The organism is Photobacterium andalusiense (assembly GCF_900185625.1).
Lineage (GTDB): Bacteria > Pseudomonadota > Gammaproteobacteria > Enterobacterales > Vibrionaceae > Photobacterium > Photobacterium aquimaris.
The window spans coordinates 136,838-160,192 of record NZ_FYAJ01000001.1 but is presented as its reverse complement, the minus strand read 5'-3'; the positions used below and the strand labels follow the sequence as shown (position 1 = coordinate 160,192).

The 23,355-nt window shown below is 41.1% G+C and carries 25 protein-coding genes; 3 read left to right on the top strand and 22 right to left on the bottom strand.

Features of this window, described 5'->3' with window-relative positions; genetic code table 11:
• Positions 1 to 377: 377 nt before the first annotated feature.
• Entirely contained in the window at positions 378 to 1,418 is a 1,041-nt protein-coding gene (locus PAND9192_RS00800; RefSeq protein WP_087852153.1) for a trypsin-like serine protease, read from the top strand.
• Between the two features lie 44 nt (positions 1,419 to 1,462).
• Here PAND9192_RS00800 and PAND9192_RS00795 read toward each other — a convergent pair whose 3' ends face one another.
• From PAND9192_RS00795 to ccmA, 10 genes are all read right to left on the bottom strand, one after another.
• Positions 1,463 to 2,266, bottom strand: a complete 804-nt coding sequence (locus tag PAND9192_RS00795; RefSeq protein ID WP_087852152.1) for an MlaA family lipoprotein — start codon at positions 2,264 to 2,266, stop codon at positions 1,463 to 1,465.
• 72 nt (positions 2,267 to 2,338) lie between these two features.
• Positions 2,339 to 3,628 carry a c-type cytochrome biogenesis protein CcmI gene (gene ccmI, locus PAND9192_RS00790; protein WP_087852151.1) on the bottom strand — a complete coding sequence of 430 codons (1,290 nt, stop codon included), beginning with the start codon at positions 3,626 to 3,628 and terminating at the stop codon, positions 2,339 to 2,341.
• Positions 3,625 to 4,137 carry a cytochrome c-type biogenesis protein gene (locus PAND9192_RS00785; protein WP_087852150.1) on the bottom strand — a complete coding sequence of 171 codons (513 nt, stop codon included), beginning with the start codon at positions 4,135 to 4,137 and terminating at the stop codon, positions 3,625 to 3,627. Before PAND9192_RS00785 ends, ccmI begins: the two co-directional genes overlap by 4 nt.
• Complete coding sequence (locus tag PAND9192_RS00780; protein ID WP_087852149.1) at positions 4,137 to 4,718, bottom strand: DsbE family thiol:disulfide interchange protein; 582 nt, start codon at positions 4,716 to 4,718, stop codon at positions 4,137 to 4,139. Before PAND9192_RS00780 ends, PAND9192_RS00785 begins: the two co-directional genes overlap by 1 nt.
• Positions 4,711 to 6,702, bottom strand: coding sequence for a heme lyase CcmF/NrfE family subunit (locus tag PAND9192_RS00775; RefSeq protein WP_087852148.1), 1,992 nt, complete (start codon positions 6,700 to 6,702; stop codon positions 4,711 to 4,713). The genes PAND9192_RS00780 and PAND9192_RS00775 overlap by 8 nt, the downstream gene beginning before the upstream one ends.
• A 3-nt stretch (positions 6,703 to 6,705) precedes the next feature.
• Positions 6,706 to 7,188, bottom strand: a complete 483-nt coding sequence (gene ccmE, locus PAND9192_RS00770) for a cytochrome c maturation protein CcmE (RefSeq protein WP_060997054.1) — start codon at positions 7,186 to 7,188, stop codon at positions 6,706 to 6,708.
• On the bottom strand, positions 7,185 to 7,391 hold the full coding sequence (ccmD, locus tag PAND9192_RS00765; RefSeq protein WP_087852867.1) for a heme exporter protein CcmD: 207 nt from the start codon (positions 7,389 to 7,391) through the stop codon (positions 7,185 to 7,187). The genes ccmE and ccmD overlap by 4 nt, the downstream gene beginning before the upstream one ends.
• A 7-nt stretch (positions 7,392 to 7,398) precedes the next feature.
• Positions 7,399 to 8,130 (bottom strand): heme ABC transporter permease, encoded by a 732-nt coding sequence (locus tag PAND9192_RS00760; RefSeq protein WP_087819330.1) that lies wholly within the window; start codon positions 8,128 to 8,130, stop codon positions 7,399 to 7,401.
• Positions 8,131 to 8,248: 118 nt separating this feature from the next.
• Positions 8,249 to 8,917 carry a heme exporter protein CcmB gene (ccmB, locus tag PAND9192_RS00755; RefSeq protein WP_087852147.1) on the bottom strand — a complete coding sequence of 223 codons (669 nt, stop codon included), beginning with the start codon at positions 8,915 to 8,917 and terminating at the stop codon, positions 8,249 to 8,251.
• Entirely contained in the window at positions 8,910 to 9,572 is a 663-nt protein-coding gene (ccmA, locus tag PAND9192_RS00750) for a cytochrome c biogenesis heme-transporting ATPase CcmA (protein ID WP_060997057.1), read from the bottom strand. Before ccmA ends, ccmB begins: the two co-directional genes overlap by 8 nt.
• A gap of 114 nt (positions 9,573 to 9,686) precedes the next feature.
• Here ccmA and PAND9192_RS00745 point away from each other — a divergent pair, with 114 nt between their 5' ends.
• On the top strand, positions 9,687 to 10,541 hold the full coding sequence (locus PAND9192_RS00745; protein WP_087852146.1) for a hypothetical protein: 855 nt from the start codon (positions 9,687 to 9,689) through the stop codon (positions 10,539 to 10,541).
• Positions 10,542 to 10,560: 19 nt separating this feature from the next.
• Complete coding sequence (locus PAND9192_RS00740) at positions 10,561 to 10,866, top strand: EscU/YscU/HrcU family type III secretion system export apparatus switch protein (RefSeq protein WP_087852145.1); 306 nt, start codon at positions 10,561 to 10,563, stop codon at positions 10,864 to 10,866.
• Between the two features lie 25 nt (positions 10,867 to 10,891).
• On the opposite strand, the gene PAND9192_RS00735 is transcribed toward PAND9192_RS00740, so the two are convergent.
• From PAND9192_RS00735 to flhA, 12 genes are all read right to left on the bottom strand, one after another.
• The gene (locus tag PAND9192_RS00735) at positions 10,892 to 11,326 is read right to left on the bottom strand and encodes a DUF2802 domain-containing protein (RefSeq protein ID WP_087852143.1); all 435 of its coding nucleotides are present in this window, start codon (positions 11,324 to 11,326) and stop codon (positions 10,892 to 10,894) included.
• Positions 11,326 to 11,820, bottom strand: coding sequence for a chemotaxis protein CheW (locus PAND9192_RS00730; RefSeq protein ID WP_087852142.1), 495 nt, complete (start codon positions 11,818 to 11,820; stop codon positions 11,326 to 11,328). The genes PAND9192_RS00735 and PAND9192_RS00730 overlap by 1 nt, the downstream gene beginning before the upstream one ends.
• Before the next feature lie 20 nt (positions 11,821 to 11,840).
• Positions 11,841 to 12,575: a chemotaxis protein CheW gene (locus PAND9192_RS00725; RefSeq protein ID WP_087852141.1), complete on the bottom strand. Its 735-nt coding sequence runs from the start codon at positions 12,573 to 12,575 to the stop codon at positions 11,841 to 11,843.
• On the bottom strand, positions 12,568 to 13,344 hold the full coding sequence (locus PAND9192_RS00720; RefSeq protein WP_060997063.1) for a ParA family protein: 777 nt from the start codon (positions 13,342 to 13,344) through the stop codon (positions 12,568 to 12,570). The genes PAND9192_RS00725 and PAND9192_RS00720 overlap by 8 nt, the downstream gene beginning before the upstream one ends.
• 10 nt (positions 13,345 to 13,354) lie before the next feature.
• The gene (locus PAND9192_RS00715; protein WP_087852140.1) at positions 13,355 to 14,518 is read right to left on the bottom strand and encodes a protein-glutamate methylesterase/protein-glutamine glutaminase; all 1,164 of its coding nucleotides are present in this window, start codon (positions 14,516 to 14,518) and stop codon (positions 13,355 to 13,357) included.
• Between the two features lie 74 nt (positions 14,519 to 14,592).
• On the bottom strand, positions 14,593 to 16,689 hold the full coding sequence (locus tag PAND9192_RS00710) for a chemotaxis protein CheA (protein ID WP_087852139.1): 2,097 nt from the start codon (positions 16,687 to 16,689) through the stop codon (positions 14,593 to 14,595).
• Positions 16,690 to 16,698: 9 nt separating this feature from the next.
• On the bottom strand, positions 16,699 to 17,418 hold the full coding sequence (locus tag PAND9192_RS00705; RefSeq protein WP_087852138.1) for a protein phosphatase CheZ: 720 nt from the start codon (positions 17,416 to 17,418) through the stop codon (positions 16,699 to 16,701).
• A 31-nt stretch (positions 17,419 to 17,449) separates the two neighbouring features.
• The gene (gene cheY / locus PAND9192_RS00700) at positions 17,450 to 17,821 is read right to left on the bottom strand and encodes a chemotaxis response regulator CheY (RefSeq protein ID WP_036795644.1); all 372 of its coding nucleotides are present in this window, start codon (positions 17,819 to 17,821) and stop codon (positions 17,450 to 17,452) included.
• A gap of 72 nt (positions 17,822 to 17,893) precedes the next feature.
• Complete coding sequence (locus PAND9192_RS00695) at positions 17,894 to 18,616, bottom strand: RNA polymerase sigma factor FliA (RefSeq protein WP_087852137.1); 723 nt, start codon at positions 18,614 to 18,616, stop codon at positions 17,894 to 17,896.
• Complete coding sequence (locus PAND9192_RS00690) at positions 18,609 to 19,499, bottom strand: MinD/ParA family protein (RefSeq protein ID WP_060997068.1); 891 nt, start codon at positions 19,497 to 19,499, stop codon at positions 18,609 to 18,611. Before PAND9192_RS00690 ends, PAND9192_RS00695 begins: the two co-directional genes overlap by 8 nt.
• Positions 19,492 to 21,114, bottom strand: coding sequence for a flagellar biosynthesis GTPase FlhF (gene flhF / locus PAND9192_RS00685; protein ID WP_087852136.1), 1,623 nt, complete (start codon positions 21,112 to 21,114; stop codon positions 19,492 to 19,494). The genes PAND9192_RS00690 and flhF overlap by 8 nt, the downstream gene beginning before the upstream one ends.
• Before the next feature lie 51 nt (positions 21,115 to 21,165).
• Positions 21,166 to 23,262: a flagellar biosynthesis protein FlhA gene (gene flhA, locus PAND9192_RS00680; protein ID WP_087852135.1), complete on the bottom strand. Its 2,097-nt coding sequence runs from the start codon at positions 23,260 to 23,262 to the stop codon at positions 21,166 to 21,168.
• Between the last annotated feature and the right edge of the window lie 93 nt (positions 23,263 to 23,355).

Genomic DNA, 23,355 nt, shown 5'->3' with positions numbered 1-23,355 from the left:
GGCCTCTATATAGAGGCCTTTGTTTATTCTATAAAAAATCGCTCGTATAACATTATTAACTAGAAAGCGACAATAAATCACAAACAACACACTGGAAAATTAAATAAATATCAATTATTATGCCGCTCTAATTAATCATACAGCTTATTTAATATATATATTTGTTACTCTTCTTTGTTTGTATTTAAAATTATACTTTAACTACTAATAAAAAATACAACGCATGTTAAATATTAACATTATATCTGGCCGCATTATTAAAATGCCTAATATAATATACACCGCTCACTGTCATTAATTAAAAAACACGATAACCAATTAACTTATTAAAGTTTCTTCTTTTTGAAGTGAACTTACTTTGTCAGTGAATAAATATAATGCCCAACAAAAAATACATATTAAGTCTTGCTCTATTATTTTCAACTAATGCATTAGCAATAACAAACGGTCAAGCGGTTAACAATAATAATTATCAATCTATTATTCACTCTCAACATTGTACTGGTACTATTATTGGTGGTAAATGGGTATTAACCGCACAACATTGCAGTACAACAAATAACACCTACACTCAAGTCATAACCAGTCATGATAAAAAAACAACGAATGTTAGCCAACAAATAAACTACAGAGACTGGAATAATAATGGAGTGGATATCGATGCAGCGCTATGGCAATTACCGTATAACATCGCGATAAATCATATTACGATCATTACACCAAGCCCAGTTAAAGCAGGACAAGACGTTACTATTTTTGGATATGGTGGTACAGAAAATCAATTAAATAAAACCACACATCGCATCATTGCTCGATCAGATTCTCAAAAATACGCAATATCGCTAAATAATAATTATCAAGGTCAAACTGTTGGTGGTGATTCAGGTGCGCCTTATTTTGATAAAAATAATCATTTAGTCGCTATTCATAAAGGTGTTCAATTTCAACCTAACTTACAATCTAACTTTGCGATTGGAACTAAAGTATCAGCATTTAAAAATTTTATTCTTGATACTATTAATGGCTGGAATTACCCTACTAATATTAATAATGTCATTGGTAGTAAAACAATTACCGTACAAAGTTTACATAATGATGTAATACAAGATCAGGCAACAACCACTGGTGATGTTAATATCGATTTTAATAACTCAAGCTGTAGTAGTAATGATTTAATATCACCTTATGATACCTGTACTTATGTTATAACAAGCCATGGACAACGTGGGACATTAAACTTATCACCAACAGAAAGTATTATTGTGAATAATACAGCAATAAATAAAGATAAAGATGAAGACAAAGATAAAGATAAAGAACAACCAATAATAAACCCTAATAATAAAAGTGGAGGTGGCTCTATCGGTATCTTTATATTTACATTACTCTCACTCATTGCATTTAAACGTCGTAAATAAATATAACACCAATAAAAAGCCCCCTTTATAGGGGGCTTTTATTATTAATCGCTATCAATTTCATCTAAATAACTATCATCAAATGTATCACCTGTCGCTTGCTCACTCACTTTACCGTCACTGGCGGTGAAGTTCTTATACTGAATATACGCATCACGAGTAAACAGATAAGGATCAGGTGAGTTATTTAGCATGGATTCTTGGTTCACTAAGGCTGCACGATCTTCCATCCCCTCAAAGACCCACTTGCCTAAGCCTTCCCAGAAATTAAGTAAATTTAACGGGAAATACAGACCATCGACTGAATCTGTAAAACCTCTAAATGTAATTGGTCCATAAACAGGCAACATTAAATATGGCCCGTTACCAACACCGTAATAACCTAGCGTATCACCAAAATCACGATCTTGAACTTTATTAATATCGGCTGCTGATGCAATATCAATCAGACCCGCTAAACCAAAAACAGTATTAATCCAAAAGCGGTTAAAATGGGTTAGCGCATCTTTGCCATGCAGTGTTAGCAGGCTATTCACCATCCCTGCTGGCTCATCAAGATTTGATAAAAAATTAGTAATACCAGTACGCGCAAAAGAAGGCGTATAGTTCACATAAGCAAGTGACACTGGGCGTGCAACATATGGATCTACATAATTAAAGTTAAAATCCCACATTGCTCGGTTAAAGCCTTCAAATGGATCATACACTGCCGTTGTGGCCGCGTTATCACCATCAATATGATCAGTCACATTGGCTGAAACTGTTTGCTCACTGGCTTTATCGGGAGACTGTGCGCACCCAACAATGCCAAGGCTTAAAAAAATTATCAGTAATAGATTTTTCTTCAAAACATACACCTAATAAAAAACAGGCTGAACATTGATATTCAGCCTGCTTTATTCATTTTAGCAATTAATTAGTTAATATTGCTTATTAATGATAAACGCTGTTTCTCCACCCAGAGGCGTTTGGCTACTTTGACCGTACCAATCACCTTGTTTGGTCATTACGTTACCATCGCTATCCACACGCGCTTTAATGATCATCTCTGATAGTGATGATAGCTGACGCTGTGGAATCATGCTGTCTTTATCCGTTAACGTAATCGTTAATGGAAACTTAGTCGACAACGGTAATTTTACCGCTGCAATTGGCATTGGCGAACCATCTGCATCATGCACCGAAATTATAATATTACCTTGCTTTGGCAACACTACGTTTTTACCTAGCGCTATAGTAGCAGTAACCTGCTTTGCTGTATCGGCATTTTGCGTTTCAGATTGTGTCGTTGTTTCATCAATTGCGGTTGGATCGGGTGCAACCTTTGAACCATCGCCATCTGCAATACGCAATTTAGCACGCTCGATACTGCGAGTAAGCATTGGTGTACGTGAATCATTAGGACCGATAAGTGTTTTCATCATTGTCCAATAATCAACTGCTTGCTGGTAGTTTTTCTGCTCAAACGCATCAAATGCTAATAATGATAAAGCTTGAACGTTAGTGTGATCACTCTTGATAACTTGACGTAAAAGCTGGCGAGCAAGTTCACTTTGACCAGGCTTACCGCTTAGCATTAATGTTTGTGCGTAACCTAAGCGAATGTCAGTATCAACCGGATTCAGATCATAAGCACGTTTCATTGCCATTTCAGCCGTGGCACCATCGCGATTAGCAATAGCAATACGACCTAATAGTAACCATCCCATAGGATCATCACCATCTTTGTGCAATTTCGTTCTTAATGCCAAAGTAAGATCTGACATATCTTGATCTGATAGCGGTTCATTAGACGCATTATCGCCCATTAAACGTTGCGTTAGCTCTGGTAAGCGATTCACAGCTTGGTGCCATGCTTCAACTTTAGCACTGCTACCGACTGCACCATAAACACCGTAACAAATACCAACAATCAAAATCAGCCCAGGAACAACCATTGCAGGGCTAACATATGTTGCTTGTTTCTTTTCAGTAACAGGCAAGTCATCCAGTAATGTTTGTTGTAAGTCTGTCACCATTTCTTGTTGGTTATCGACTAAACCTTCTTGCGATTCTTCTTCAAGTTCATGAATTCGATCTTTAAAGAAGGCTTTATTCAGCTCATCTCGGCTAGCTTCATCGTCATATTCTTTACCGACATACATCGGGATCACAAAGATAGCGATAGAAATTAAAACTAAAACAGCGGTTAAAATCCAAAACAGGGTCATTTAGTTACCTTTGTGTTATTGGTTGTTTCAGTATCTTGCTGCGCCATTTCAGCTAACAACCCCTGTAAACGTTCTGACTCAACTTCATCAAGTGGCTCATCTTTGGTTAGCTCACTTTTTTTACGTGAACGATAAACCAAGACAGTAAAACCAATCACAATAAAGCCAATAGGACCTGCCCATAAGATCATTGTTGATGCGGTCACTGCGGGATCGTAATTTACGAAATTCCCGTAACGTGCAATCATATAATCAATGACTTGCTGCTTGGTTTTGCCTTCTTTTAACAGCTCATAGCTTTTTAGACGCATGTCTTCTGCTAAGGTCGCATTAGAATCGGCGATACTGTTATTTTGACATTTAGGACAACGTAAAGTCTCGGTTAGCTCTTGAAATTCTTTCTCTTGTGCTGGATTTTTAAAATCGTACACATCAATAGCAGCTAATGCAGGTGCTACCATCGAAAACGTCAGTCCAAGTGCAAATACTAAAGCAAAAAAACGTTTCATTATGCTTTAACCTCCGCTTTGGTTTTGTTTGCTTTCGCTTCTGCTAGCATTTTTTCATACAAAGGCTTGAGAGTTTTGTTCCAATTTTCTGGATTAACATCACCCACATGGCGATAACGAATAATGCCATTAGCGTCAATTAAGAATGTTTCTGGTGCGCCATAAACGCCAAGATCCATCCCTAACATACCATTGCCATCAAACAAAGAGATCATATAAGGATTACCTAGCTCTTTAAGCCATCTAATCGCTTTAGGTCGTTGATCTTTATAGTTTAGACCAATGATCTTCACTCCTTGATCGGCAAGCGTATTAAGGTATTGGTGTTCAGCTTGACAGGTTGGACACCACGTTGCCCATACATTAAGCAACAGTGGTTGACCTTTAAAAATCGTTTGCTGGTATTCCTTACCTGGTTCAAACAAATCTTCTAACTTAAATGCAGGTACGGGTTTACCTACCAATACTGATTCAAGTTTTGTCGGATCGTCACCCGCTGCATTACGAGTTAGTTGGACCATAAACATCACAACTAACCCTAAAAACAGCACTAAAGGAATAAATAATAGCTTTTTATTCATTAGTTAGCTTCGCCTCTGATTTTTTGTCATTCGCGGCAATATTAGCAGGCTTACGGAACCGATAACGCTTATCACTGATAGAGAAAGCACCACCAAGTGCCATTAAGAACGCACCCATCCACATCCAATTAACAAATGGTTTGTAGTAAATACGTACCGCCCACGCGCCGTTATTACCTAAACGCTCACCCATCGCAACATAAAGGTCACGAGTAAAGCCGCTATCAATTGCCGCTTCAGTCATCATTGAACCAGCAACAGTATAGAAACGCTTTTCAGCATGCAGAGTAGTAATATCGATACCACGACGACTGATTTCAAAGTCAGCCACGTAGCCATCATAGTTAGGACCATCTGCATCGCGTAAACCTGCAAAGTGGAAGTCATAACCTTTAACGTTCACTGATTGCCCTGGTGATAAACGTAAATCACGTTCAATACCGTAGTTCGATACTAATGTCATACCAATAATTGCTACAGCTAAACCAAGGTGACCTAGCATCATTGCCCAATGGCTTCGTCCTAATTTTCCTAAGCCTTCAAGGAAAGGATGACGATGCGTTGCACGACGGTAGATTTCAACAAGGTGAAGAACAATGATCCACACCGCCATCATTACACCAACAACGGCTAATGGCTCAACAACGCTTGCTGTTAAGTAAATTGCCAAGAATGAGAATGGCACCGTAAATAGCGCGCTCCATAACATTGGTTTAGCAATTGATGCAAAGTTATCACGCTTCCAGCGAACCAGTGGACCCACACCCATTAAGAATGAGAATGGCACCATTAACCACGTAAACAAAGTGTTAAAGAACGGTTCGCCAATCGATACCGAGCCCAAGCCTAATTGTTTATGAACTAACGGTAATAGCGTACCAATCAATACGACCAACAATGCAGCGACTAATAGCAAGTTGTTAGCTAGTAAGAAGTTCTCACGCGAGAACAGCGCGTAGTTACCACGAGAACGAATTTGACCGCCACGTAGTGCATAAAGTAGTAATGAACCACCAATAACTACTACTAAGAAGCCAAGAATAAACATACCGCGCGATGGATCTGATGCAAATGCGTGCACAGAAACCAATACACCAGAACGTACTAAGAACGTACCTAATAAACTTAATGAGAATGCAGAGATTGCCAGTAATACTGTCCACGCTTTAAAAGTACCGCGTTTTTCAGTTACTGATAGTGAGTGCATTAATGCAGTACCCGCAAGCCATGGCATTAATGATGCATTTTCTACTGGATCCCAGAACCACCAGCCACCCCAGCCAAGTTCGTAGTAAGCCCACCATGAGCCTAGTGCGATACCTAAAGTTAGGAATGACCATGCTGCAATTGTCCAAGGACGCGACCAACGCGCCCAAGCCGTATCTAAACGGCCTGTCATTAATGATGCAATAGCAAATGAGAATGCAACCGAGAAACCTACATAACCCATGTACAACATTGGTGGGTGTACAATCAAACCCGGATCTTGTAATAATGGGTTTAGATCACGACCTTGTACCGGAAAATCTGGCAATGTGCGTAAAAATGGATTAGACGTAACGATAATAAACAGTAAGAAACCCACTGCTATCATGCCCATCACGGAAAGTACACGCGCCACAGCTTCTAGAGGCATACCACGGCTTAATCGAGCAACAGCTGCAGCCCAACCAGCTTGGATAAGCACCCATAGCATTAATGAACCTTCATGGCCGCCCCATACTGCGGTTAAACGGTAATACCATGGCAGTAAACTGGTTGAGTTACTGGCAACATACGCTACCGTAAAATCATTGCTATAGAACGACCAGCTCAAAATACCAAACGACAATGCAAGCATGCCGAATATTCCGTAAGACAGTGGACGTGCCATACGCATCATTGCTTGGTTGCCAACAGTGGCACCATACAATGGGTAAATGCTGGCCAGCACCGATAGCGCAAGCGCGGCTATAAGTGCGAATTGGCCTAATTCAGGGATCATTGATCACTTACCTTGTAGTTGTTCTTCAGTATATTGAAGTCGTTTATGGTTTATCTTCATTGCATCTGCCACTTCTGGTGGCATATATTTTTCATCATGCTTTGCAAGCACTTCACTGGCTTTAACTGTGGTTGGATTAATTAATACACCCTGCGCCACAATGCCTTGTCCTTCACGGAATAGATCCGGCAAAATACCATCATAAATAACAGTAACTGATGGACCAACATCTGCCACTTTAAAGGTGATTCGTAACGATTTAGGATCGCGCTTAACCGAACCCTTTACCACCATGCCACCAATACGCAACCGTTGACCTACTTCTGGTTTAGCACCACTATCGGCTTTACCATTAATTAACTCTGAAGGCGTATAAAAAAGGTTCATATTTTGGTTTAACGCATACAGAATTAAACCAACTGTTGCACCAAGTCCAAGCACCAACGCTAGTACTATTACTAAACGTTTTTGACGTCTTGGGGTCATAGCGTGTTCTCCAATGTTTTTGCTTCTTTAATGCGTTGTTCACGCGCCATTTTATTTTTTATTTCTCGTAACAAACGACGTTTCGTTGTTAAGCTCGAAAATAAAATCCATAACATCGATAGAAAAGAAATAGCATAGGCACTCCAAACGTAACCTGCATACCCACCCATCGCAAAAAAATCTTTTATAGAATCAAAATACATAACCATCTCACTTCACCAACTTCTGTACCCAAGGGCGGTGGCTCTCACGTGATAGAATCTCATTACGTAACCGCACCAAAGTGACAGCAGCAAAGAAACAACCAAAACCAAGTAGCATCACTAACAACGGCCATAACATATCGTTAGACATTGATGGCTTACCAAATTTAGAAATTGTTGCGCCTTGGTGAAGGGTATTCCACCATTCCACTGAGTAGTGAATAATCGGAATATTAATCACGCCAACAATTGACAAAATACCAGCTGCTTTAGCCGCTGTTTTGTGATCATCAAACGCGTTATACAAGGCAATCACACCAAGGTATAAGAATAATAGAATCAATTCAGAGGTTAAGCGAGCATCCCAAACCCACCAAGCGCCCCACATTGGTTTACCCCAAATAGCCCCTGTAATAAGGGCGATAAAAGTAAATACAGCGCCGATAGGTGCCATCGCAGCCGCTGCCATATCTGACATACGAATCTGCCACACTAGGCCAATGAAAGAAGAAATAGCCATAGTCACATAGATACTCATCGACCAAATTGCTGATGGTACATGAATATAAATGATTCTAAAGCTATCGCCTTGTTGGTAATCAGCAGGAACAAATAAGAGTCCCCATACAGATCCCACTAAAATGGAAATCAATGCGATAATAGAAAACCAAGGCAACAACTTACCGCATAATCGGTAGGTGTTTTCTGCTTTAGCGTAGGGATGTAACCACTTCCACATAATGCTCTCAACTTATAATAGATAGTAAATACGTCACTGAGAGTAAAGTTGTTACTCTCACTTTCTTTACCACTTCACCGTTTAAGCTAGGCGTCAGCGCTAAAGAAAAATTCATCGGCTAATTAACACTGATCCTTAGTGATGCAGCCACTGCAAACGGTGCCAAAGTCAATGACCCGACTAACATTGCTCCCATAATGGCCAATTGACCATCATAGGCCATGCCTAAACTTGCCGCCTCAATGGCGGAGGTCGCGAATATAAGCACAGGAATATACAAAGGCAATATGAGCAAGCTCAATAAAACGCCACCTTTTCGTAATCCAACCGTTAACGCCATGCCAATTGCACCTAAAAAACTTAATGTTGGTGTGCCAATCAGCAAAGTTAATAACACTGCAATCCACGTATGCCAATTTAATGACAGTAAAATAGCCAGTAATGGGCTAATTAGAATCAATGGCAATCCAGTCAGTAACCAATGCGAGATCATTTTAGCAAATGCAGCCACCGATAACGGTACTGGCATCAGTAACATTTGCTCAAGTGAACCATCAAGGTAATCATCACGGAACAAACGCTCCATCGATAACAACGCAGCTAATAGCGCCGCAACCCAAATGATACCTGGAGCAATACGTGCTAATAAATTAGGCTCAGGACCAATCCCTAATGGGAACAGCGTGATCACAATAATAAAAAACCATAACGGATTAAAAATATCCGCCTGGCGACGATAAGCTATCAATAACTCACGCCGAATAATTTGAACAAGGGTGTTAAGCATGGTTAGTATGCCCTAACTTAATTTTTCGTAACCGATCACTATTAACAAACATATCTTGGTGAGTGGTCAGTAACACCATTCCTCCACGCTCAGCATGGGATAAAAACAATGCTTCAAGTACCTTTACACCTTGCTTATCAATCGCGGTTAGCGGTTCATCAAGCACCCACAGTTTATGATTACTTAACCATAAGCGCGCTAACGCAACTCGACGTTGCTGACCTGCTGATAACTGCCCTGCACTAATATCTTCACGTCCAGCTAAACCAACATGGGCTAATGCTTGCCACAATGCATCATCACCACTGACTTTAGGTGTTCCTTTGAGATCGGAGCCTTGTTGACAAGTATGCATTGCCTGAAAAAAAGCCAAGTTCTCAAAGGCCGTAAGCTCGCGCTTTACGCCTGTTTGGTGACCTAAAAATAACAGTGATTGGTGATAATCTTCACGCGCAGTCGTAATATTTTCATTACACCACTGCACCTCACCACTATCTGAATGGCCTAAGCCCGCTATGATTCTTAATAAAGTCGTTTTACCAGCGCCGTTTGGCCCTTCAATTTGAACTAATTCACCGCTTGAAATAGTGAAGTTTAATTCATCAAATAAGACGCGTTCATCACGAACACAGCTCAAATTTGCTACTGACAACATAAAATGCTATATCCTAGGTGCCACAAAATAGCCGCATAGTACCACAATGGCTAACAAATTGGCTAAACTGCTCAGCTTCTTAGTCGTTAACTAACGTAAGTAATTGTGAAATAAATGCAAACTAAACTATTGCCAAATTCATCACCATTTATAGAAAAACTTTCGACAATAGAAAGGATTACTACAATACCGACGTATTCCAATTTACTCTCATCAACAATCACTGCTAACAATCAATCAAATTTGATCTCTCAGCTGCCGCAATTATTATTATCTATGAATAGCTTGCAACGATTAGTTACAAATTTATTGTTTCCGTTAAACTTAGGTACAGCTAAATCGCCACATTCGATGCCATCATCACTGCAACAATTGTTTAGCCAATTACTATTACCCAATAACCAAGCCGCATTAATTCACTGGCTGCAGCACAATACCGGCCACCAAACATTAGCGACGTTATTACTGCAATTATCGCAACCATCAAGCCCACTTAAACTATGGTTAAGCCAACTAAATCCAGAGCAACAGCAAGAATTTAGCGCTTTACTGCGTCTTGCAAGTGAACAGCGTGGTCCTGAAAGCCAGCGTTCTCCTGACAGTCACCAGTTGCACTTACAATGGGTACAAGAAAACGGCCAAACTATTGAGCTACAAATTAATAATCATCAAAAAAATAAAAAAAATACTACTAAGAATAACAATAACCGTTGGACGGTCAAATTGAGTTTACCTATTGGTGCAATAGACACAGTGAATGTTATTGCTTGTTGGCACCAACAACAATTAAGCACTCGCTTTGAATGCGTAAATCAGCAATTATTACTACGAATTGAACGGCTAACACCCTATTTAATTTTACGGCTGCAGCAATTAGGCATTAATAGCACCCCGCCCCAATATAAAAGGCTTACAGAGCAATCACTGCACACGCCACCAGCAACATCTGGACTATCAATCAAAGTCTAATAACAGGGATAAATTAAATATGACAGCTAAGCTAAACACTAATCAAGCGATTGCACTGCGTTATGATGGTAATAAAAGCCCCTATATTGCCGCTAAAGGGTATGACCAATTAGCGCAACATATTATTGAACAAGTAAAACAACAAGGTGGATTAATTCATCAAGATCCAGTGCTAGCACAGTACCTTAATAGTTTTGAATTAGGCGATCATATTCCCGAGGAGTTATATCAGATTATTGCCGAGTTAATCGCTTTTTCATGGTACCTAAACGGCAAAACCCCTCCGGGTTGGGAAGGGTTTGAAAATATCGATATCACGGCATAATAGTATTAATGAATGATCGCAACCATCAACGTCGATAATGCTGTGGCATACTTCTTTGTAAACTCAACAGTAATTCAGCCTCAGCTTTAGGTAAATCACATTCTTTCATTAATTCGTCAACATCAGCGCCAAGTTCAACCATTTTACTGGCACGACTGTATAAGCGCCCACCAGAATCATTCATCGCGACTTCATTTTGACGCACTTCAACCCGGTCAATTTGCTCGATCAAATCAACTAATTTATCACTCATACCGATACTGCCAGTACGTAATTCGTGAAATTGTTTGGTTAAGCTTTCATTTTGCAACCGCGCATTTTTTAATACGGTTTCAATGGCTGCGAATTTGACTTCTAATGCCAACCTTGCTTGGCGCTCACGGCGAATCAGCACCGTGGCGGTTAGCGCTATAAGTACAGAGATAACTACCGGTAACCATTGTTGAAGTAAGATATCCATTACAAATACGCCATCTCATCCCACTCGTCTTCAGACAGCAGTTTATTTAAATCGACTAAAATTAATAGCTGCCCATCGCGATTACTTACCCCTTGAATAAACTTGGCACTTTCTTCTGTTCCAACACAAGGCGTGCTATCAATTTCAGAGCTACGTAGATACACCACTTCGGCAACACTATCGACTAAAATACCAATTACTTGGGTTTCAGCTTCAATAATAACAATACGGGTACTGTCTGAAATTTCACCATGTTGTAAGCCAAAACGAGCACGAGTATCAATAACGGTAACAACATTACCACGTAAATTAATAATACCAATCACGTAATCAGGTGCGCCTGGAACAGGTGCAATATCTGAATAACGTAATACTTCACGCACTTGCATGACATTAATACCGTAGGTTTCATTTTCTAATTGAAATGTAACCCACTGTAGTACTTGATCATTAACGCCATCTTTTTGAATTTCCGTTATATTTACTTGGGACATATTATTTCCTCTTTAATGCCTCAACTCGCGTCACTATTAACATCTAAGCCTTTATTCAACATTTGAACTAATGCATCAACATGGATCAGTGCACACATTTTTTGTTTGACCATTCCCGCTAACCACGGTCGCTTACCTGCTTGTTGTCGCCAACGAATATCTGTCGTCAATAATGTTTGCGTGCCATGCAAAATATCGCACGCTAATCCCCACTGACTATTGCCTAACATCACCATGTAACGATAATTCGCACGATAGCAATCATTAGTTAATTTATCGGCCATCACCCAGCATGCTGTATCAACAACATCAACATTATATTGGGCTAATGGCGCTAAGCCTAAATACCAACTTGGGCGACCAACAATCTGGTTTAATTCTCCAAGTCGATGAATCGATCCTAATTCTGTTAACGCCACCGCAAACATCATGCCATTGACTTCAAAAAACAACGCTTGAAACGGCTGCTGCTGACCATGATGCTGCCACGCAACATATTCTGGTTCTGGTTCTGGTTCTGGTTCTGGTTCTGGTTCTGGTTCTGGTTCTGGTTCTGGTTCTGGTTCTGCATCAATAACAACCACTTGTGGCTCGGTTGCAACCTCTAGTGGTACTTGAGCCAATAACTGTTGTAATTGTTGTGACGATGACGGTTCACAAAACGTTGCTGGCTTCTTAACCGGCTCGGCATCTAACAGTAAGTCACCAAAATAATCATCCAATGCTTGTTCACTGGTTAAGCGGTTATTATTCATTGTGTGCAAGCCTTGTTAAATGACTAAGTAACGTTTTGTAAGCAAATACTCCACGACAATTATGAGCATACAATGATGGCGGCATATGTTTAATACTGGCATCTCGAAATTTAGTATCAATCGGAATCGCTGATGCCCACACTTGATCAGGATAACGGGTTTTGAGATCTTGCAAAGTTTGCAATGATGCTCGAGTACGCTTGTCATACATGGTCGGCACAATAGTGACATCAAAGCCACCTGGTTTAGAACGTTGCATAATCTGCAAGGTACGCAACATGCGCTCGAGGCCTTTCATGGCTAAAAACTCAGTTTGTACTGGAATCAAAATCCGATCACTGGCTGCCAGCGCGTTGACCATCATCACCCCAAGAATCGGTGGGCAATCAATCAATACATAGTCATAGTCTGCGGCAACCGCGGTTAATGCTTTTTTCAATACTAATCCCATACCACTGCGGTTACCCATAGAGCGATCTAAGGTCGCTAATGACATATGGGCGGGAATAATATCAATATGGCTAAATGTGGTGCTTAAAATTAATTCTCTTACGCCATCATAATCAATGTGTGGTAATTGAAATAAATCAAATAAACTGGCGGGCACATAATCAGCATCAAAATTCAAATAGGTTGTTAATGATCCATGGGGATCGGTATCAACCACTAATACCCGCTGGTTTTGTTCACTTAGTAATCCTGCTAATGCTATGGTAGTGGTCGTTTTCCCTACTCCACCTTTTTGGTTTGCAATACTCCAAACAACCACCTTTAACTCCTCACGACAAACCCAATTCAATTAAAATATATTCCGCAATGCGGTCAAGGGGAAGATCATGACTAGAAATGCCCGCTTTAGCAACTGCTTGTGGCATACCATATACCACACAGCTATCTTCATCTTGTGCCCAAACAGTGGAGCCATTGGCTTTTAACATTCGCGCACCTTCGCGACCATCAGCCCCCATACCTGTTAGCACTATCGATAATACGCGATCATTAAACACTTTCGCCGCGGATCCAAAACTGACATCAACACAAGGCTTGTAATTCATGCGCTCGCCACCATCAATAATGCGTAGTCGAGCTCCAACAGCCCGTCCATCGACCATCATCTGCTGTCCGCCTGGGGCTAAATACGCCACGCCAGCGCGGAGTATATCGCCATTTTGCGCTTCTTTTACTTCAATACGGCAGAGGTTATTTAATCGAGCAGCAAAAGCTGCCGTAAACGTTGCAGGCATATGTTGCACTAAAATAATCGGATATGGAAAATTCGCTGGTAATTGGGTCAGAATTTTTTGTAATGCGACCGGCCCGCCAGTTGAGGTTCCAATTGCAACTAACTGATACTTTTTGCCTGAGGCGCGAAAACGTAATGGTATTTTGGCCGTCAGCGCAGGTTCGCTACCAGTGCGTCCCGTGTTTATTGCTGAAATAGCAGCGGGGCGAACTTCAGATGTCATCGCTGACATATTACGCCCAGGTGGCGTAGATAATGTCTTTATCGCAGGCGATGAAACATTATGACGCCGTAAATAAAACCGTTTTCCGGCTAATTCTGCGACCCGTTTTTGTAATAGATCGACCGCTTCATCACGATTACGGGCAATATCTTCAAACTTTTTCGGTAAAAAATCGAGGGCACCCGCATCAAGTGCATCTAAGGTCGCCTTGGCACCATCTTGAGTTAAAGAAGAAAACATCAAAATAGGCGTCGGGGCTATTTTCATTATTTCACGTACCGCAGTAATACCATCCATCACCGGCATTTCAATATCCATGGTAATAACATCAGGCTGTAACACTTTCACCAGCTCACATGCTTCTTTACCATTAGTGGCATTACCAACAACGGTTAGTCGAGGATCAGCATTAATAATCTCACTCACACGGCGACGAAAAAAGCTTGAATCATCAACCACTAACACCTTTATTGCCATTTGTTTTTATTCCTTTACCTAAACAATACCGTCAGCCTAATCACTGGCGGTCAATCGGTTATTATTGTTAGTAATTAACGTGTTACATAATGGTTTAATAGGTTCGGTACATCTAGGATAAGGGCTATATGGCCATCACTGGTAATGGTTGCTCCTGCCATACCCGGTGTGCCTTTTAGAAGTTTATCTAGCGGTTTAATCACCACTTCTTCTTGGCCGATTAGGCTATCAACCACAAAACCGACCCGTTGGTGACCGGTTTGGACAATCACCACATGACCATAACTACTATGTTGTTGATTACGGCTCGGTGATTTTTTCGATAACCAATCTTGTAGAAAAAATAACGGAATCGCTTTTTCACGCACAATAATCGTTAATTGGCCATCAACAGTATGGGTTTTGGTTAAATCTAAATGGAAAATCTCATTCACACTCGCTAAAGGTAACGCGAATGGCTGCTGCGCCACGCCAACCATTAATGTCGGTAAAATCGCTAATGTCAGTGGCACTTTAATATCAATTCGAGTTCCTTTTCCTAACACCGAATTAATTGATATCGAACCGTTAAGTTGGTTGATGCTGGTTTTAACCACATCCATACCAACACCGCGCCCTGAAATATCTGAAATCTGTTTTTTGGTTGAAAAACCAGGGGCAAAAATCAGATTATAAGCATCATTATCACTTAACCGTGAAGCGGCATCGTGATCCATCATGCCGCGATCAATTGCAATTTGACGTAATTTATTGGCATCCATACCGCCACCATCATCTTCAATGGTTAACCGAATATGATCCCCTTCTTGTGACGCGGAGAGTAACACTTTACCTGTTGGCGACTTACCGGCTTGCTCGCGCACTGCTGGCATTTCAATACCATGATCAACCGAGTTACGTACTAAGTGCACTAAAGGATCGGCTAAGGCTTCCACTAAGTTTTTATCAAGATCAGTATCTTCCCCTACCATTTCCAGCACGATTTCTTTATTAAGACTACGGGCTAAATCACGTACTACTCTCGGAAAACGACCAAAAACTTTTTTGATAGGCTGCATGCGAGTTTTCATTACCGCACCTTGAAGATCAGCGGTAACAACATCCAGTGTTGATACCGCTTTAGACATTTCTTCATCGGTGGTATTTAACCCTAAACTCACCAAACGATTGCGCACTAACACTAACTCACCCACCATGTTCATGATGATATCAAGAGTTGAAGTATCAACACGTACTGTAGTTTCTGCTTGAGGCTTAGGTTTATCTTTAGTCACTGCTGACGCTGGCGGATTTACAGGCGAGTTAACCGCAACCGACTCTGCCTCTAATGGCGCAATAACTGCTGGTATTGGATCAACCTGAGGCCCACGACCCACACCATGCAATTCATCTAATAAATTTTCAAACTCATCATCTGTCATCAAATTATCATTAACAACCGCAAGATTGTCATTGGTTATGACAGATTCAGCAGTAACAGATACAACCCCACTACCAGGCGCGTTACCACTGCCATGTAACTCATCTAATAGCCGTTCAAACTCATCATCGGTAATATCGCTACTTTCAATACCACTAGCAATATTATCCGTTGCCGTTACTGCTACCGCTGAAGGTGATACTGCTACTGAAGAGGGAGAATTACCAACACCATGTAACTCATCTAATAAACGATCAAATTCATCTTGAGTAATATCATCGATACTATCAGCATTAATTGCATTGGTTAATGACGGCACAATAACAGCCTCTGGCTCAACCTCTGTGGTTTCAACTGCAGTAGGCGGTAAACTGTAATGATGTAATTGATCCAATAATGTTTGATCAGCTTTAGTCAGTGGCTGGTGCGCTTGTACTTGAGTAAACATCACATTGATACAATCTAACGCTGTCAAAATCACATCCATTAGATCTGATGTGACACTACGCTTACCTGTGCGTAGTAAATCAAACACGTTTTCAGCGCCGTGACAGGCATCAACTAGCTCAGACAAAGATAAAAAACCAGCCCCACCTTTAACGGTATGAAAACCACGAAAGATAGCGTTTAATAATTCACTATCGTCAGGACGACGTTCAAGTTCAACTAATTGCTCAGACAATAATTCAAGAATTTCCCCAGCTTCAATTAAAAAGTCTTGTAGGATATCTTCATCTAAATCAAAACTCATAAATTCCCTCTAAAATCCAAGACTTGAAAGTAAATCATCAACATCATCCTGTGATGAAAGTGCATCTTTACGTTGCTGGGGGTTAATAATTGGCCCTTCCGCAGTCACTGCTGATGGCTTAACCTCAACCTCAGTTAGTAGCGCTTGCTCGATACCAAACGCTTGTAAAATATCAAGCATTCGCTGTTCAATTTCGTGAACTAAGGTGATCACCCGTCGTATAACTTGACCGGTTAGATCCTGAAAATCTTGTGCCATTAAAATATCAGTTAAATGTTCACGTAAAAGAGAGCTATCTTGATTAACTTGAATTAATAATCGATTAATATCGTGGCAGAGTTGTTTAAAATCAGCCAACGCAATTTTTCCAGCCATTAATTGCTGCCATTGCGGCTGAAGATGATGCAGCGTTTGCTGTAATTGTTCTGCAATCGGTAAGGTTATTTCAACCGCGTCCATAGTACGGTTAGCGGCGGCTTCAGTTTTATCTATCACATAAGATAAACTATCGCGCGCATCTGGAATGTCGGTTTTAGCCAAATCATTCCAACGCGGATCAAGCCGAAAACTGACTAAGGAGTCATGCAGCTGACGCGTCATCTTTCCCACTTCTTCGTACACAGGCGAACGCTGATGTTCAACTAAAGTTTGCACTAACGTATTAGCTTGTTGTTGCTGTCCTTGCTCAAGCAACACCACTAATTGCTGCGCTTGCTCTAATGAAATCATGGTTAACTTTCCCTATGCCTAAACGCAATAACTACTGTAACCGTTCAAAAATCTTCGCGAGTTTTTCTTTCAATGTTGCAGCATTAAATGGTTTTACAATATAACCATTCACACCAGCTTGAGCGGCTTCAATGATTTGTTCACGCTTAGCTTCCGCAGTGATCATCAAAACAGGTAGATGTTTTAATTGCTCATCCGCACGAATATGACGTAATAAATCAATACCTTGCATTCCAGGCATATTCCAATCAGTAACCACAAAATCAAAGTCACCACGTTTTAATAATGGCAATGCTGTTACACCATCATCGGCTTCAACAGTATTGTTAAATCCTAAATCACGCAGTAAATTTTTCACGATACGACGCATTGTTGAAAAGTCATCAACAATAAGAATTTTCATATTAGTATTCAAAATTGCCTCCACAGTAAACTGTGTTGTAAGTTATAAATAATGACAGCACTATTATTGAAATCACGCAGCCCAAGCATGTAATTTAGCCCGTAATCGCTGCATTGCTTGGCTATGAATCTGACAAATACGCGATTCACTCACACCAATAACAGCACCTATTTCTTTTAAATTCATTTCTTCGTCGTAATACAATGACAGCACTAATGCTTCTCGCTCTGGCAGGGTCTTAATCGCCGCGGCTAAACTCTGTCGAAAACTATCATCAACCACGCCTTGGAATGGCAGATTTTGATTAACATCTTCGTCATTAACCATTGTTTCTTCACCACCAGCAAGATCTGCAATGCCAACGATACGACCGCAATTGACATCGTTTAATGCTTGATGATATTGCTCTAATGGCATATCAAGATACGTCGATATTTCATTATCCGTCGGATCGCGGCCAAGACTATGTTCAAGGTGTGAAATCGCATCACTGATAAGCCGATTATTTTTATACACCGAGCGCGGTACCCAATCACCACGGCGAATATCATCTAACATCGCACCACGAATACGAATACCAGCAAAAGTTTCAAAACTCGCCCCTTTGCTAGGATCGTAATTTTGTTGTGCTTCTAACAACCCGATCATGCCCGATTGAATTAAGTCTTCGACTAATACACTTGGTGGTAAGCGGGCCATTAAATGATGTGCAATCCGCTTTACCAAGGTCGAATAGCGCTCAATAAACGCCTGTGGGCTTTGTTGATAACGGCTATAGGTTAAGGTTTTATTCACAAATTTGGGCCTCCATGGCTCGCGGTTTATGCACTAACAATCGTTCAACAAAAAACTCCAAATGCCCACCTGGATGATGCGGAATCGGCCATGTCATTGCTTTTGATGCCAATGAGTTCAGTGCTAACGCTGCAGGTGTATGCGGAAATGCCTCGACCACTAATTTTTGACGTTTAACCGCTTGGCGAACGTTATCATCAAGAGGAATACATGCGGCAAGTTCAAGGTTGGCATCCAGAAAACGTTCCGTTACTCGGGTTAATTTAATGAATAAATCGCGCCCTTCACGATAACTACGAACCATGTTGGCAACAATCTTAAATCGTTGAATATCATACTCACGACTCAAAATTTTCATTAATGCGTACGCATCTGTGATCGAGGTCGGTTCATCGCACACCACAATAACAATATCTTGAGCTGCACGAGCAAAACTGAGCACCATGTCAGAAATACCAGCAGCAGTGTCGACAATAAAAAAATCGAGTTCGTCTTGTAAATTACCAAACGCGCGAATTAACCCTGCATGCTGCGCTGGGGTTAATTCCGCCATATTCTGAGTCCCCGAAGCCGATGGAATAATTTTCACTCCATATGGGCCTTCGATAATAATATCTTTAAGTTCGCACAACCCAGCCAGCACATGTGAAAGATTTCGCCCAGCACGTAGTCCCAACATCACATCGACATTGGCTAACCCAAGATCAGCATCAAGTACCATGACGCGTTTGCCTTGGCGTGCCATTGAAATTGCCATATTAAGTGTGACATTAGTTTTACCTACGCCACCTTTACCGCCAGTAACCGTAATGACTTTTGTCGACGTTAATTGGGTCATTCGACGTAAACCACTCGCTTGATCGTACATGATGTTCTCAGTCATAAAAATCGGCCGTTTTGTTATCTGAACTATCACTAGCCCAGACATGAGATTGCTGTGACAACTCTCGTTCTAACAACTCATTGGCACGCGAAACTAGGTAATTTCCCGTTGCTACTTTCAAATCCTCAGGGACCCGTTGACCATCTGCTAAATATGCAATCGGTAAGGCATTTTGAATAGCAACACAGATTATTTCACCCAAACTTAATGATTCATCAAGTTTGGTTAATACACAGCCTGATAATGGAATACGACGAAAATGCTCAATCGTCTCCTCAAGCACACGTCGTTGTGATGTTGCTGGCATCACCAAATAGCTGCGAATTTTAGCGCCGCTATTTTGCATTAAAGTATCTAATTGTTCAGACAAACGAATATCACGTTGTCCCATTCCAGCAGTATCAAGTAACACTAATCGTCGATGGCGTAACTGATGTAATATATCGGCCAGTTCCTGTGCATCTTTAGCTACTCTGACAGGGCATCCCATAATTCGGCCATAAGTAGCAAGCTGCTCATGAGCACCAATACGGTAATTATCAGTGGTTACTAATGCGATTTGACTAGGACCAAACTCCATCGCAGCCCGTGCTGCCAGTTTGGCAACGGTGGTTGTTTTACCAACGCCAGTCGGCCCAAGTAAGGCTACAACACCACCTGTTTCTAAAATACAATCATCAGTAGTTAGAATTTGATCGGCTAATAAATCAAGTAATGCTGGCCACGCTTCATTGGTCGGTAAGTCTTCGGGAATATAACAAGCTAATTGATCAGCGAGTTGATCCGATAACCCCATTTTTTCTAGCCGCTTAATCATCATTGCTCGCATTGGCTCTTGGCGTTCAACTTCTTGCCACATCAGCCCAGATAATTGATGTTCTAATAAGCGTCTAATGGAGATAATTTCAGCACGCATTGCCTCTAAGTCATCGTCTTTACGTGCCCCTTTGACTTCATAGCGACTAGGATCTAATCGTGGCTTACGTGATGACGTACCATAATCATTACGACCAACAGCTACTTCACGTTCAAATTGTTTTGACGATGGGCGATTATAATCCCCCACATTGAGATCATGAGATTGCTCATCGTAACGGCGTTTAGGTTGCGATCGTGATGATGCAGGTTGACGATCTACACCATGTTGCTGCCGATGCTGCTCATGGCTATCACTGTGATAATAGTGCTGACGCGCTTGATCTCGACTGCCATCATTTGAATGCTTAGACTGTGCTTGGAGCTGATCTTGATGCTTTGATTGGCGCTGCAATAATGCCGTTAATGAATCAACAGAGGCCATATTGTCTGCCGTTTCTGTAGCTGCAGCATAATTTTGGAGCACACTTGCAAACTGCTTTGATGCTGATGGCGTCACATTGACTTTATCATCAGCAAGTTTACGTCGTGCTTGTCCTAAGCCTTGCGCTAACTCATCACGCACATCATGATTGGCTTTCGTCACCACAGGCTGAGTATCAGTATCAACTGCAGCGACAATTTCGACGCCACCAGAGACTTTTTTATTTGACATAATCACTGCATCAGGGCCAAGTTCTTCTTTGACTTCGCTAAGTGCTGTTCTCATGTCCTTGGCAAAAAATCGTTTTATTTTCAAACTTAATTCCCTATCAGCACGTGCTTAAATGAATATTGAGTTTCACCATTATTAATGACCAACCGCATTAACAATGCGAATTTGCTTTTCATCCGGTACTTCTTGATAAGACAACACTCTCAATGTCGGAATAGTATTTTTGACAAATTTTGCCAAGGTAGAACGCAAAACACCGGATGTAAGTAAAACTGCTGGCTCACCTTTTAATTCTTGTTGCTGAGTCGCTTCAGTAAGCGAACGTTGCAAACGCTCAGCGAGTCCTGGTTCAATACCTGAAGACTCGCCACCGGCAGATTGCATGGTCTGATGCAATATTTGTTCCAACTCAGGAACCAAGGTTATCACTGGCAGCTCAGACTCTATACCATTGATTTCCTGGCAAATTAATCGTTTCAAGCCAATGCGCGCAGCGGCGGTGAGAATGTCAGGATCTTGACTCTTGCTAGAGTACTCAGACAAGGTTTGAACGATGGTTCGAATATCCCGTAATGGAATAGCTTCATTAAGTAAGTTCTGCATTACTTTTACTACCACACCCAGTGGTAATTGATCAGGTACAAAACCATCCACTAACTTAGGTGTCGATTGGCCTAACATTTCAAGTAAGTTTTGAACTTCTTCATGGCCTAATAATTGTGCGGCATGATTGGTTAATAGTTGACTTAGATGGGTTGCTAATACGGTAGCTGAATCAACCACGGTATAGCCTAATGCTTGAGCATGTTCACGTTGAGAGACTTGAATCCATACCGCTTCTAAACCAAACGCAGGATCAAAAGTGCGTTCGCCATCAATACTGCCAAACACTTGGCCTGGGTTAATGGCTAAATCCATATTGGGATGAATATTCGCTTCACCACAGGTCACCCCCATGAGGCTAATGCGGTAGCTATTTGGTGGTAATTCTAAATTGTCACGAATATGAACTGGCGGTACAAGGAAACCAAAATCTTGGGAAAGTTTTTTACGTACACCTTTAACGCGCTCTAACAGTTCTCCACCTTGATCTTTATCGACCATAGAAATAAGCCGATAACCAACTTCTAAACCAATAGTATCAACCGGCTGCACATCATCCCATGACAGCTCTTTCATAGGTTGAATCGGGGCTAAATCATGAGAAGAAGGTTCTTTTTCAACTAATGCCGCGGTTCGATCTTTTTTGTGACGCCAATAAGCAACGCCACCAATCAGTGCTGCTAGTAATAAAAACGGTATATGGGGCATGCCCGGCACAATACCCATTACAAATAAAATCGAGCCAGTAATGATCAACGCCTGCGGATTATTAAACATTTGAAAGTACATTTGCTGGCCCATATCCTCGTCAGTATTTTGACGAGTTACCAGCATTGCTGCACCAATGGACAATAATAACGACGGTATCTGTGCGACCAGTCCATCACCAATGGTAAGTAGGCTATATATTTCCAGCGCTTCAACAAACGCTAACCCATGTTGGGTCATACCAATGATTAAGCCGCCAATAATATTAAGAAATAAAATTAAAATACCGGCAATCGCATCTCCTTTTACAAACTTAGACGCACCATCCATCGAACCATAAAAATCAGCTTCTTTGGTTACTTCAAAACGGCGAGTACGAGCTTGCTCTTGATCAATTAGACCTGCATTTAAATCGGCATCAATTGCCATTTGCTTACCCGGCAAGGCATCAAGGGTAAAGCGAGCACTAACTTCCGAGATACGACCTGCACCTTTGGTTACTACCATGAAGTTAATAATCATCAGAATAATAAACACCACTAAACCAACAGCGTAATTACCACCAATAACAACCGCACCAAAGGCATGAATAACCTCACCAGCAGCCTCTGGCCCTTCATGACCATGAAGTAATACAATTCGCGTTGAAGCAACGTTAAGCGCTAGACGTAATAAGGTCGCGATAAGCAATACGGTTGGAAAAGCAGCAAAATCGAGAGGACGGCGAGTGTAAACAGTGACTAACAACACCACTAATGCCAACGCAATATTAAAGGTAAAGACCATGTCCAACATTAATGGCGGTATTGGCAGAATGATCATCGCCAAGGTTGCCAATACCATTATCGGCGCACCGATTGCAGGCATATTTTGTAAACGTGCTAACGGTAAACGCGCAGCCAAAGGAATTGAAAGCTTCATTGTATTTTCATCAAATCATGATTTATTGGTATGAAGACGGCTTTATAAACTATAAAATTTGCCATAATTCTTCACAGATACAATCGCTTAAAG